Source organism: Actinoallomurus sp. NPDC052274 (assembly GCF_040679475.1).
GTDB classification, from domain to species: domain Bacteria; phylum Actinomycetota; class Actinomycetes; order Streptosporangiales; family Streptosporangiaceae; genus Actinoallomurus; species Actinoallomurus liliacearum.
The window spans coordinates 40,161-52,788 of sequence record NZ_JBFAUT010000005.1 but is presented as its reverse complement, the minus strand read 5'-3'; the positions used below and the strand labels follow the sequence as shown (position 1 = coordinate 52,788).

11 protein-coding genes are annotated in these 12,628 nt (G+C 72.3%); 6 read left to right on the top strand and 5 right to left on the bottom strand.

Translation table 11 applies throughout. The annotated features are described in order from the left end of the window. Positions 1-77: 77 nt before the first annotated feature. The 5 genes from AB0K82_RS06115 to AB0K82_RS06095 are packed head-to-tail and all read right to left on the bottom strand — an operon-like array spanning position 78 to position 5,181. Positions 78-899 (bottom strand): ABC transporter ATP-binding protein, encoded by an 822-nt coding sequence (locus tag AB0K82_RS06115; protein ID WP_364393337.1) that lies wholly within the window; start codon positions 897-899, stop codon positions 78-80. 55 nt (positions 900-954) lie between these two features. Continuing rightward, entirely contained in the window at positions 955-2,040 is a 1,086-nt protein-coding gene (locus tag AB0K82_RS06110) for an iron chelate uptake ABC transporter family permease subunit (RefSeq protein WP_364393335.1), read from the bottom strand. A 14-nt stretch (positions 2,041-2,054) separates the two neighbouring features. Beyond that, positions 2,055-3,059 carry an iron ABC transporter permease gene (locus tag AB0K82_RS06105; RefSeq protein WP_364393332.1) on the bottom strand — a complete coding sequence of 335 codons (1,005 nt, stop codon included), beginning with the start codon at positions 3,057-3,059 and terminating at the stop codon, positions 2,055-2,057. Between the two features lie 51 nt (positions 3,060-3,110). Further along, the gene (locus AB0K82_RS06100; protein ID WP_364393330.1) at positions 3,111-4,151 is read right to left on the bottom strand and encodes an iron-siderophore ABC transporter substrate-binding protein; all 1,041 of its coding nucleotides are present in this window, start codon (positions 4,149-4,151) and stop codon (positions 3,111-3,113) included. Positions 4,152-4,194: 43 nt separating this feature from the next. Then, the gene (locus tag AB0K82_RS06095) at positions 4,195-5,181 is read right to left on the bottom strand and encodes a LysR substrate-binding domain-containing protein (RefSeq protein ID WP_364393329.1); all 987 of its coding nucleotides are present in this window, start codon (positions 5,179-5,181) and stop codon (positions 4,195-4,197) included. A gap of 117 nt (positions 5,182-5,298) precedes the next feature. On the opposite strand from AB0K82_RS06095, the gene AB0K82_RS06090 reads away from it, so the two are divergent. The 6 genes from AB0K82_RS06090 (at position 5,299) to katG (ending at position 12,625) form a co-directional block, all read left to right on the top strand. Beyond that, positions 5,299-6,414, top strand: coding sequence for a diaminopropionate ammonia-lyase (locus AB0K82_RS06090; RefSeq protein ID WP_364393326.1), 1,116 nt, complete (start codon positions 5,299-5,301; stop codon positions 6,412-6,414). Beyond that, on the top strand, positions 6,411-7,676 hold the full coding sequence (locus tag AB0K82_RS06085) for a Zn-dependent hydrolase (RefSeq protein ID WP_364393324.1): 1,266 nt from the start codon (positions 6,411-6,413) through the stop codon (positions 7,674-7,676). The genes AB0K82_RS06090 and AB0K82_RS06085 overlap by 4 nt, the downstream gene beginning before the upstream one ends. A gap of 69 nt (positions 7,677-7,745) precedes the next feature. Next, on the top strand, positions 7,746-8,924 hold the full coding sequence (locus AB0K82_RS06080) for an ArgE/DapE family deacylase (RefSeq protein ID WP_364393322.1): 1,179 nt from the start codon (positions 7,746-7,748) through the stop codon (positions 8,922-8,924). Between the two features lie 307 nt (positions 8,925-9,231). Beyond that, on the top strand, positions 9,232-9,744 hold the full coding sequence (locus AB0K82_RS06075) for a DUF4189 domain-containing protein (protein WP_364393320.1): 513 nt from the start codon (positions 9,232-9,234) through the stop codon (positions 9,742-9,744). 174 nt (positions 9,745-9,918) lie between these two features. After that, complete coding sequence (locus tag AB0K82_RS06070; protein ID WP_364393318.1) at positions 9,919-10,356, top strand: Fur family transcriptional regulator; 438 nt, start codon at positions 9,919-9,921, stop codon at positions 10,354-10,356. A 34-nt stretch (positions 10,357-10,390) separates the two neighbouring features. Beyond that, positions 10,391-12,625: a catalase/peroxidase HPI gene (gene katG / locus AB0K82_RS06065; RefSeq protein ID WP_364393316.1), complete on the top strand. Its 2,235-nt coding sequence runs from the start codon at positions 10,391-10,393 to the stop codon at positions 12,623-12,625. Positions 12,626-12,628: the final 3 nt, after the last annotated feature.

The window sequence follows — 12,628 nt, the reverse complement described above, 5'->3', positions numbered from 1 at the left end:
CGGCGCGCGGGGATCGCCAGGTCGGCGATGCCCTGCGGCCCCACGTGGTCGGGTTCGTCGGTCGCCGCGCGCCGCGGCTACCGGACGCGGTCGTCCTCCGCTTCGGGCTGCCACGCCATGCCGGGTACGACGAGCGGGCCGCCGGTGACCGGGTCCGGGACGACGACGGACGCCAGGCCGAAGACCTCCCGGACCAGGTCCGCGGTGACCACGTCACGTGGCGGGCCCTGGGCGATGACGCGGCCGGCCTTCATGGCGACGATGTGATCGGCGTAGCGGGCGGCCTGGTTGAGGTCGTGGAGGACGGCGACGACGGTGCGGCCCCGCTCATGGTTGAGCTGCCGGATCAGGTCCAGGACCTCCACCTGATGAGCGATGTCCAGATACGTCGTGGGCTCGTCGAGGAGAAGCAGGTCGGTGTCCTGGGCCAGGGCCATCGCGATCCACGCCCGCTGGCGCTGGCCGCCCGACAGCTCGTCCACCGGACGCTCGGCGAGGTCGGCGGTCGCGGTGCGTTCCAGCGCCTCCGCGGTGGCCCGCTCGTCGTCCTGCGACCACTGCCGCCACCACTTCTGGTGCGGTTGCCGGCCGCGTGCCACCAGGTCGGCGACGGTGATCCCGTCCGGGGGAGTGGGCGACTGAGGCAGGACGCCCACGGTCCGCGCGATCTGTTTGCGGGAGACGTGGGCGAGTTCGGCGCCGTCGAGCAGCACCGTCCCGCGGCGTGGCTTGAGGAGCCGGCCGAGGGCTCGCAGCAGGGTGGACTTGCCGCAGGCGTTGGGGCCGACGATGACGGTGACCTGCCCGTCGGGGATCTCCAGGTCCAGTCCGTCGACGACGACCCGGTCCTCGTACGCGAGGGTCAGGTCCTGCGCCGTGAGGCGGCTGGTGCCGGTCATGAGCCCTCCTTCGTCGGCGGAGTGACCAGAGGTGCTGTGCTCTCGCTTCGCTCACTCATTGGGCGGTGCCTCCGGAACGGCTGCGGGTACGGACGATGAGCCACATCAGGTACGGGGCGCCCACCACGGCGGTGAGGACGCCGACCGGCAGCTCGATCGGGGCGAACAGGCGGCGGGCCAGCAGATCCGCCACGACGACGACCAGGGCGCCGGCCAGCGCGGAGGACAGCAGGGGGATCTGGACCGTACGGGTGAGGCGGCGGGCGATCTGCGGTGCCAGCAGGGCGACGAAGTCGATGGGTCCGGCGGCGCCGGTCGCCATCGACGCCAGGACGACCCCGAGCACGGCCAGGCCGAGCCGGATCCGGTCCAGCGGTACGCCCAGGGCGGTGGCCGTGTCGTCGTCGAAGAGCGCGCTGCGCTGGGCGCGGGCCGCCCACAGCGCCGCCGGGAGGGCCACCAGCATGACGAGGGCGAGCGGCGCCGCGTGGTCGTACCCGCGCCCGTTGAGGGAGCCGGTCAGCCAGACCTTGGCCTGCTGCGCGACGAGGTAGTCGCCCTTGGTGAGGAACACCTGCGTGAGAGAGCCCAGCGCGACCGAGATGCCGATGCCGACCAGCACGAAGCGGGATGCGTGCAGTCCACGCCGCCACGCGAAGACGTACACCAGCAGCGTCGCCGCGAGGCCACCGCCGACGGAGATGTACGGCAGGGCGTCGTACGAGGCGACGCCGAAGCTCATCGCGGCGACCGTCGCCGCGCCCGCGCCGTGCGTCACGCCGATGACGTCGGGGCTGGCCAGCGGGTTGCGGGCGACGGTCTGGACCAGGGCGCCCGCCACGCCGAAGGCGGCCCCGGCGAGCAGGCCCACGACGAGGCGTGGCAGGCGCAGGGTCCCGACGACGAGTTCGTCGGGACTGGGCCGGCCGAGCAGGACCCGGCACACCTCCACCGGGGAGACGAAGGACTGGCCGACGCACAGGGAGGCGACCACGACCGCGGCCAGCAGCACGGCGAGCGCCACCACGACCACGAGGGCCCGGCGATGCACCAGGAGGCTGCCGCGTCCGAGCCGCAGCACGGAATGACCGGGCGGCCGTACGGTCATCGGGCGGCTCGACGCACGACTACCCGTGCTCATGCGCCCTCCTTCGTTCATGCCGCCACCACCGTCTTGCGGCGTACGAGCGCGATGAGGAACGGCACGCCGAGCAGCGCGGTCATGACGGCCACCGGGACCTCCGAGGGCGGGAAGATGATCCGGCCGAGCACGTCGGAGACGAGGAGCATCACGGGGCCGAGCAGCGCGGCCAGCGGGAGCACCCAGCGGTGCGCGCTGCCGACCAGGGCGCGCGCGATGTGGGGTACGGCCAGGCCGGTGAAGGCGATGGGCCCGACGGCGGCCACCGACGCCCCGGTGAGCACGGTCGCCCCGAGCGCGCCGAGCGCGCGCAGCAGGGCGACGTTGTGGCCCAGACCCATGGCGGCGTCGTCGCCGAGGGCCAGGGCGTCCAGCCCGCGGGACATCGCCGCGACCAGCACCAGACCGGCCAGCAGGAACGGCCATACCTGGCCGATGATCTCGCTGCCGCGTCCGCTGATCGAGCCGACCTGCCAGAAGCGGAACTCATCCAGGGCGCGGGCGTTGGTGGTGACGATCCCGGAGACGACGGAGGCGAGGAACGCGTTCATCGCGGCGCCGGCCAGGGCGAGCTTGACCGGCGAGGCGCCGCGGTACCCGCCGCTGGCGACGGCGTACACGCCGACCGCCGCCAGCGCCGCGCCCGCGAACGCGAACCAGACATAACCCACGAGCGTGTGCACGCCGAAGAAGGCGATCGCGCACACCACGCCGACCGACGCGCCCTGGCTGACGCCGAGGACGCCCGGTTCGGCGATCGGGTTGCGGGTCACGCCCTGCATCACGGTCCCGGCCAGCGCGAGCGCGACGCCGACCAGCACACCGATGACGGTGCGGGGCACCCGCAGCGACCGCACCACCTGCGCGTTGTCACTGGTCCCGCCGTGCAGCAGGGCCTGGAACACCTCTGCGGGGCCGATCTGCCGGCTGCCCACCGCCAGGCTCAGCAGCACGGCGACGAGCAGCGACAGGAAGGCCGCCAGCAGCCAGGCGGCACGGCGACGGGTCGATGGCGACACGCCGCGCTCACCCTCTCTTCCGGGGCCGGGCTCTCTTCCGGGGTCGGGCGGTCACGCCGTCAGGTACTTCTGCAGGTCGTCCAGGACCGCGTCGGCCGCGGTGACGCCCAGCCCGAGGTACCAGGTCTCGTCCGGCACGTCGTACGCGTGACCGTCCTTGACCGCCTTCAGGTTCTTCCACAGCGGGTTGCCCTGGGCCTTGCTCTTGTCGGTGGCCTTCGGGTCGCCGTACACGCCGGTGAAGATGTAGTCGGCGTCGGCCTTGTCGATGTTCTCGGCGCTGACCTCGGCCGCCAGGTCGTTGATGTCCTGGTTCTTCGGGCGCGGGATGCCGACGTCCTTGAGGATGGTGCCGATGAAGGAGGCGTTGGCGTACAGCCGGATGACGCCGTTGGGCAGGTAGCGCACCATCGACACGGTCGGCTTCTTCACGCCCAGTTTTTCCCCGAGGGCCTTGGCCTTCTTGTCGTACTCGGCGAGCTTCGCCTTCGCCTGCGCGGTCCGGTCGAGCGCGGCCGCGTTGAGGAGGTAGTTCTCCTTCCAGGTGAAGCCGGGGCGGATGGAGAAGACGGTGGGGGCGATCTTCGACAGCTCGTCGTAGGAGTCCGCGGCGCGGAGCTGGCTGCCCAGGATCAGGTCGGGCTTGAGCGCGGCGATCGCCTCGAGGTTGAGGCTGCTGATCGTGCCGACGTTCTTCGGCGTGCCCGCGTCGTTCTTCAGGTACGACGGCAGCTCCGGCGACCCCTCGGTCGGGGCCAGCCCGACCGGCTTGATCCCGAGCGAGACGACGTTGTCGAGCTCGCCGACGTCCAGCACGACGACCCGCTGGGGCTGCGCCTTGATGACAGTACGGCCCATCGCGTGCGTGATCGTCCGCGGCCACTGGCCCGGCTTGGCGTCCGTGCCCATCGCCGCGGTCTTCTCCGCGGCGCTCGCGAAGTCCTTCCCGCCCTTGGCGACCGACTGCTTGTTCTTGGTCTCGGCGCCGCCCTCCTTCCCGTTCCCGGTGGACCCACCGCCGCACGCCCCGAGGGACAGGACGGCGGCGATGGCGAGAGCGACGGCGGCCGTGCCGCGACGCCGAAGAGACACCCGAGGCTCCTTTTGCTGTGGATCAGCTAGCAGTTAGGTGAGCCTAACCTATGCCGGAACTGCGCAAATTGCGGCACCGGCAGTCGGGCCGATCCGACGGCTCAGCGGAGCGCAGGGCGACCGCCCGGAGGAGGGCGTCACGGCACGCCTGGACGGCGGGGTGCCGGCTGCGGCCGCTGCGTACGGCGGTGAAGAGGCGGCGTGCGCGCTGACCGTCGGGGAGGCGCCGCAGGGTGACGGTCGGTGCCTGTCCGATCCAGACGAGGTCGGGAAGGAAGGCGGCGGCGTGCCCCTGCTCGACGAGGCGAAGGTGGAGCAGGAGGTCGGTGGTCTCGAACCGTACGTCGGGTTCGAAACCGGCGTTGCGGCACAGGGTCATGGCCCAGTGCCGTGCGGCCGTGCCCTCGGGCTCCATCACCCAGGGGTGGTCCGCGAGCGAGCGCAGCGCGGCCATCGGGTCGTCGGCGTCCAGGTCGGCGGCGCCAGGGGCGTCGGCCGGTTCGGGCAGCGCGAGGTGCAGGGGGTCGTCGAGCAGGTCCTGCTCGTCGAGGCCGGCGGGCCGCGGGTTGGGGTTGCCGGGGTACTCCTCGGCGAGGACCAGGTCGAAGTCGCGGGCCTGCAGGGCGGGCAGGGCCTTCTCCGGTTCCAGGTGGGTGAGGTGGACGCGCAGGCGCGGGTGCAGGTCGCGCAGCAGGCCGAGCGCGGGCGGCACCAGGGCCAGGGCGGCCGTCTGGAACGAGGCGACGCGCAGGGTGCCGGTCAGCTCGGTGAGGGAGGCGGAGATCTCCGCCTCCGCGCGCTCCAGGCGTGCGAGAACGGCCTCGGTGTGGGCGACGAGGATCTCGGCCTGCTCGGTCAGCCGCACCCGCCGCCCGACCGGTTCCAGCAGCCGGACGCCGACCTCGGCCTCCAACTGCGAGAGCTGCTGGGAGACCGAGGAGGGAGCGTAGGACAGGGCCGCGGCGACGGCCGCCAGCGTGCCGCGGTGCTTGAGCTCGCGCAGCAGGCGCAGTCGGTGCAGGTCGAACACTGGCGGATCGCCTTCCCCACCGGCACGGAGCGGCTCTCGAACGGTCGGTTTCTCCGATGAATATACGTCGAAAACATTCGCTGGACCGATCGGAGGAGGACACCGCACTCTGGACGAGTGCCTGAGAACCTGTCCTCCCGCCCCGCGTCGCCGTGGTTCGCGCCGCCCGGCGCCCGTACCTGGAGATGCGCGCCCGCGCCCGTCGAGGTGCGGACCTTCCACGCCGCACTGCCCGACTACGCGCCCACACCGCTGACCGAACTCCCGCCGCTGGCCGCGGAGCTGGGGGTCGGCCGGGTCTTCGTCAAGGACGAGTCGTGCCGGCTGGGACTGCCCGCGTTCAAGGCGCTCGGTGCGTCCTGGGCGGTCCACCGCGCGCTGTCCGCCCGGGCCGTGAGCGGCGGAGAACCGGGCCCGGTCACCCTGGTGACCGCCACCGACGGCAACCACGGCCGGGCGGTGGCCCGCATGGCGCGCCTGCTCGGGCAGCACGCCCACGTCTTCGTTCCGCAGGGCGTGCACCCGCGGGCCGTGGCGGCCATCGTCGCCGAGCAGGCGCGGGTCACCGAGATCGCGGGGTCCTACGACGAGGCCGTACGCCGGGCGGCCGAGGCGGCCGCCACGCCGGACGCGGTCCTGGTCCAGGACACCGCCTGGCCGGGCTACGAGCGGATCCCGGGCTGGATCGTCGAGGGCTACTCCACCCTCTGCGCCGAGGTCGACGAGCAGTTGACGGCCGCGGGAGTCACCGAGGGACCCGACCTCGTGGCCGTACCGGTGGGCGTGGGGTCACTGGCCCAGGCCGTCGTCACGCACTACCGCAGCCGCCCGTCCGGGCGGGCTCCGGCGCTGTTGTCGGTGGAACCGGAGGCCGCGGCCTGCGTCCTCGAAAGCCTCACGCGGGGCGAACCCGTCGGCGTCACGACCGGTGAGACCGTCATGGCCGGGCTGAACTGCGGCACCCCGTCCAGCACCGCCTGGCCCTTCCTGCACGGCGGGCTGGACGCCGCCGTCGCCATCCCCGACGCCGACAGCACCCGGGCGGTCGCCGACCTCGGCGCTCTCGGCGTCTCCTCGGGCCCCTGCGGGGCCGCGGCGCTCGCCGGTCTCCGCGCGGTGCTCACCGGCGCGGGCGCCGAAGAACGCCGGACGGCGCTGGGGCTCGGGGCGACCTCGGTGGTCGTCCTGCTGAGCACCGAGGGTCCGGCCGCCAACCCAGGAGATCGATCATGACGAACCCCACGATCACCGTCGACGGCGACCGCCTGTGGCGGTCCCTGATGGAGCTCGCCGAGATCGGCGCGTACGACGACGAGCGCACCGGTCTGCGCGGCGTCGACCGTCTCGCCCTCACCGACGCCGACGCGGCCGCCCGCCGCCGGGTCATCGCGTGGATGGAACAGGCCGGCCTGGCCGTCCGCGTGGACCGGATGGGCAACATCTACGGCCGCCGCGAGGGCACCGACCCGACCGCGGCCCCGGTCCTGACCGGCTCGCACATCGACAGCGTCGCCACCGCCGGCGCCTTCGACGGCTGCCTCGGCGTCCTGGGCGGCATCGAGGTCGTCCGCACCCTCAATGACCGCGGCATCACCACCCGCCGCCCGATCGAGGTGGGCGTCTTCACCGAGGAGGAGGGCGTCCGCTTCGGCACCGACATGCTCGGCAGCGCCGTCGCCGCCGGCCGCCTCACCCTGGAGTACGCCCACGGCCTGACCGACCGCGACGGCCGCACCCTCGGCGGCGAGCTCGCCCGCACCGGCTTCGACGGCCCCGCCGACGTCCGCCTCGCCCCGCCGCACGCCTACGTCGAATGCCACATCGAACAGGGCCCCGTCCTGGCCGAGAACGGGGTCGAGGTCGGCGTCGTCACCGGCGTGCAGGGCATCTCCTGGCAGGAGATCACCATCCACGGCCGCGCCGCCCACGCCGGCACGACCCCCACCCACCTGCGCGCCGACGCCGGGCTCGCGGCCGCGCGGCTCATCGTCCACCTGCGGGCCATGGTCGACTCCGGCGCGTACGGCGACCTGCGCGCCACCGTCGGCCACCTCACCGTGCACCCGGACCTGACCAACATCGTCCCGGCCCGCGCCGAACTGACCGTCGACCTGCGCAACCCCGACGACGTCCAGATGGCCCGCGCCGAGAAGGCCCTCGCGGCGTTCCTGTGCGACTTGGAGGACGGCCGGCCGGGGCTCTCGTCGACCACCCGGCGGATGGCCGAGACCGGCTACGTCCCCTTCGACGAAGGGGTGCAGAAGGTCATCGCGCAGGCCGCCGACGACCACGGCCTGGCGCACGTCTCGCTGCTCTCCGGCGCCGGCCACGACGCCCAGGAGATCGCCGCGCTCTGCCCCACTGCCATGATCTTCGTACGAGGCGAGTACGACGGCATCAGCCACAACCCCCGCGAATACTCCACCCCCGAGGCGTGCGCCCACGGCGTCGACGTCCTGGCCACCACCCTCCTGCGCCTCGCCGACCAGGACTGACCGCGACACGTCTCCCACACCGCGCCGCCCCTGTCTCCCGGGGCGGCCGCAGAACTCCGGAAGGTCCCCATGCTCCCCGAGACGCCCTCGACCGCCGCGGCTCCCGATCCCCTGGACCCCGGCCGCCTGCTGGCCCGGCTGATCGCCATCGACTCCGTCAACCCGGACCTCGTGGCCGGTGGGGCCGGCGAGAGCGTCATCGCCGACTTCTGCGGCGAATGGCTGGTCGCCCGCGGCTTCGAGGTGCACCGCCTGGAGAAGCGTCCCGGCCGGCCTTCGCTCGTCGCGATCGCCCGCGGTACCGGCGGCGGCCGGTCCCTCATGCTCAACGGCCACCTCGACACGGTCGGCCTGGCCGGCTACGACGGCGACCCGCTCGACCCGCAGGTCCGCGACGGGAAGATGTTCGGCCGCGGGGCCTTCGACATGAAGGGCGGTATCGCGGCCATGATGGTGGCCGCCGCCCGCGCCACCGCCGGCGCCCCGCTGCGGGGCGACGTCATCCTCGCCTGCGTCGCCGACGAGGAGCACGGCAGCTTCGGCACCGAGGAGGTGCTGGAGTCCTTCACCGCCGACGGGGCGATCGTCGCCGAGCCGAGCCATCTGGAGGTCACCCTCGCCCACAAGGGCTTCGCCTGGTTCGACGTGGAGATCGAGGGCCGAGCGGCCCATGGGTCGCGGCCCGAGCTCGGCATCGACGCCATCGCCAAGGCCGGGCACTTCCTGGTCGCGCTGGAGGAGCTGGGACGGTACCTCGCGCTGCGCCCGGCACACCCCCTCCTGGGCACCGGCACCGTGCACGCCTCGGTCATCCACGGCGGCCAGGAGCCCTCCACCTACCCGGCGCGCTGCCACGTCACGCTCGAGCGCCGCACCGTACCCGGTGAGAGCGCCGACGGTGTCGAGCGGGAGCTGACCGCGGTGCTCGAGCGCCTCGCCGGCACGGTCCCCGACTTCTACTACCGGCTGACCCGCGGCCTGCACCGCGAGCCCTTCGAGGCCGATCCGGAGGCATTCGTCGTCCGCACCCTGACCCGGCACGCGCACGAGGTCCTCGGGCGCCCGCCCGTGGTGCGCGCCGAGCCCTTCTGGACCGACTGCGCCCTCCTGGACCGCGCGGGCATCCCCTGCCTGCTCTTCGGCGTCGACGGTGCGGGCGCCCACGCGGCGACCGAGTACGTCGATCTCGCCTCGCTGGACCGCCTCACCGACATCCTCACCGGCACCATCGCGGACTTCTGTGCCTGAGCCTCGCGGCGCGCATTCCGACGGGGAGCGGAAGTGACGGAGAACGCTTCGGAGGGCGGCTCAGAAACGTCGAGGGGCCCCGGAACCGATATGCCGGAAATGGCGTCCTAGCTCTGCTTTGCAGCGACAGGGCAACCGTTACGATCTTCCGGACATTGACGCATCTGGGGAGTGGGTCACCGTGCAACCCCCGCAGCCGCCGTACGGCGGTCAGCCGCCCGCGTACGGGCCTCCGCCCGGTCCGCCGATGCCGCCTGGGCCCCCGGGATGGGGGCCGCCGCCCCCGCGACGGCCGAACAACAACGGCGTGGCGGTCGTCATCGTCCTCGTCGCCGTCTTCGTGTTGGTGATCGGCGGCGGCGCGATCCTGTGGCTGGGATTCCACGTCGGCGACTCGGCGCGCAAGCACGCGGTCGCGGTGCCCACGCTGCCGGACCTCCCGACGCCGCCCACCTACAGCCCGCCGCCGCTGCCCAGTTACTCGCCGTCCTTCCCGTCCGGCCCCGACTCTCCGACCGACACCTACTCACCGCCGCCGCAGTACTACGGCGCCATCGCCGTGGCGAGCGACGGCAGCGTCGGCAAGTCGTGGGACTACAGCTCCGCGGCCGCCGCCGAGAAGCGAGCGTTGAACGAGTGCCCCCGCTCCCACTGCAAGGTGCTCGTGGGTTTCATGAACAGCTGCGGCGCCGTCGCGTACAACCCCCGTACCAACAAGTACTGGGGCGGTCGCGGCGCCACGAAGACCGCGGCCGAGAAGGACGCCATCTCCAACGCGGGCGGCGGCCACTGGATCACCTGGGTGTGCACCACCCGGTAAGGAGGCGGGCCGAGCCCGCATCCCCATGCGTTCCGACGACAGCCGACGTTGCCCTGCCAGCCGCTGACGTCCAGGCCGGGGATCCCCTCCGGAGCGGCCGCCGAGTCCACGCGCCATGAACAAGAATCATTTGTTCTCTTGAATCGTTCTGGTTAGTGGACTAGGTTGGGCGCCATGACGCCATCCCAGTCCCCGACCACCGCCGAGGAGCTGCGCGGTGTCGGCCTGCGGGTGACGGCCGCCCGCGTCGCGCTGCTCGAGACCGTACGGACCGGTGACCACCTCGGCGTCGAGGCGATCGCCTCCGGGGTGCGCGACCGCGTCGGCCACGTCTCCGTGCAGGCCGTGTACGAGGCCCTCCACGCGCTCACCGCCGCGGGCCTCATCCGCCGCATCGAGCCGGCCGGCAGCCCGGCCCGGTTCGAGGGACGCGTCGGGGACAACCACCACCACGTCGTGTGCCGGTCGTGCGGTGCCGTCGCCGACGTCGACTGCGCGATCGGCGAGGCACCGTGCCTGACCGCGTCCGACGACCAGGGCTTCTCGATCGACGAGGCCGAGGTCATCTACTGGGGCCTGTGCCCCGCCTGCTCCACCGCCCGCAATTCCTGAACACCGTGATCCGCCTGAGACCGGAAGGATTGCCATGCCTGAGAACGATGACGCGATCGTGAGAGACGCCAAGACGGAGGGTGAAGGCGGCTGTCCGGTCGCGCACGGCCGTACCCGCGCCCCGCACCCGACCCAGGGCGGCGGCAACCGCGGCTGGTGGCCGGAGCGACTCAACCTGAAGCTGCTCGTCAAGAACCCGCCGATGGCCAACCCCTTGGGCCAGGAGTTCAACTACGCCGAGGCGTTCCAGAGCCTCGACCTCGCCGCGGTGAAGCAGGACATCGCGCGGGTGCTCACGGACTCGCAAGACTGGTGGCCGGCCGACTTCGGGAACTACGGACCGCTGATCATCCGCATGGCGTGGCACAGCGCGGGCACCTACCGCGTCAGTGACGGCCGGGGTGGTGCCGGGGCGGGCCAGCAGCGCTTCGCGCCCCTCAACAGCTGGCCGGACAACGCGAGCCTCGACAAGGCCCGCCGCGTGCTGTGGCCCGTCAAGCAGAAGTACGGCCAGAAGATCTCGTGGGCCGACCTGATGATCCTGGCCGGTAACGTCGCCCTGGAGACGATGGGCCTGAAGACGTTCGGCTTCGGCGGTGGCCGCGAGGACGCCTGGGAGGCCGACGAGGACGTCTTCTGGGGTCCCGAGACCGCCTGGTTGGACGACGAGCGCTACAGCGGTGAGCGTGACCTGGAGAAGCCCCTGGCCGCGGTGCAGATGGGCCTCATCTACGTCAACCCCGAGGGCCCGAACGGCAACCCGGACCCGGTCGCCGCGGCGCGCGACATCCGCGAGACGTTCGGCCGCATGGGGATGAACGACGAGGAGACCGTCGCCCTGATCGCCGGTGGCCACACCTTCGGCAAGACCCACGGCGCGGCCCCGGCCGACGCCATCGGACCCGAGCCCGAGGGCGCCCCGCTGGAGGACCAGGGTCTGGGCTGGAAGAACTCCTACGGCACCGGCAAGGGCCGGGACTCTCACACGAGCGGTCTCGAGGTCACCTGGACGCCCACCCCGACCACGTGGGACAACACCTTCTTCGAGCTGCTCTTCGGTTACGAGTGGGAGCTGACCGAGAGCCCGTCCGGGGCGAACCAGTGGCGGCCGAAGGACGGTGCCGGGGCGGGCACCGTGCCCGACCCCGAGGACGGCTCGCTGACGCGCGCGCCGGGGATGCTCACGACCGACCTCTCGCTGCGCTTCGACCCGATCTACGAGCCGATCTCGCGGCGCTTCCTGGAGAACCCCGACGAGTTCGCGGACGCGTTCGCCCGCGCCTGGTTCAAGCTGACCCACCGCGACATGGGCCCGAAGCCGCGCTACCTCGGCCCGGAGGTGCCGGCCGAGACGCTGATCTGGCAGGACCCGATCCCGCCGGTCGACCACGAGCTGGTCGACGCCGAGGACATCGCCGCGCTCAAGGCCCGGCTCCTGGACTCCGGCCTGTCGATCTCCCAGCTGGTCACCACCGCGTGGGCGTCGGCCGCGTCGTTCCGCGGCACCGACAAGCGCGGCGGCGCCAACGGCGCGCGCATCCGGCTGGAGCCGCAGAAGAACTGGGAGGTCAACAACCCCAACGAGCTGACGACCGTGCTGCGCACCCTGGAGCAGGTTCAGGAGGCGTTCAACGCCGAGCAGACCGGTGGTAAGCGGATCTCCCTGGCCGACCTGATCGTGCTCGGCGGGTGCGCGGCCGTCGAGAAGGCCGCGAAGGACGCCGGCCACGACATCGTGGTGCCCTTCACTCCGGGACGCACCGACGCGTCGCAGGAGCAGACCGACGTCGAGTCGTTCGAGGTGATGGAGCCGTCGCACGACGGGTTCCGCAACTACCTCATGAAGGGCAACATGCTGCCGGGCGAGTTCCTCCTGATCGACCGGGCGAACCTGCTCACGCTGAGCGCGCCCGAGATGACGGTCCTCGTCGGTGGTCTGCGCGTGCTGGGCGCCAACCACCAGCAGTCCTCCCTGGGCGTCTTGACCGACCGTCCCGGGACGCTGACCAACGACTTCTTCGTGAACCTGCTCGACATGGGCACGGTGTGGAAGCCGGTGTCCGAAGAGTCCGAGACCTTCGAGGGGCGCGATGCCTCGGACAACGTCAAGTGGACCGCCAGCCGCGTCGACCTGGTCTTCGGCGCCAACTCCGAGCTGCGCGCGGTCGCCGAGGTCTACGCGAGCGACGACGCGAAGGAGAAGTTCGTGACGGACTTCGTCGCGGCCTGGAACAAGGTCATGAACCTCGACCGGTTCGACCTCGTCTGACTC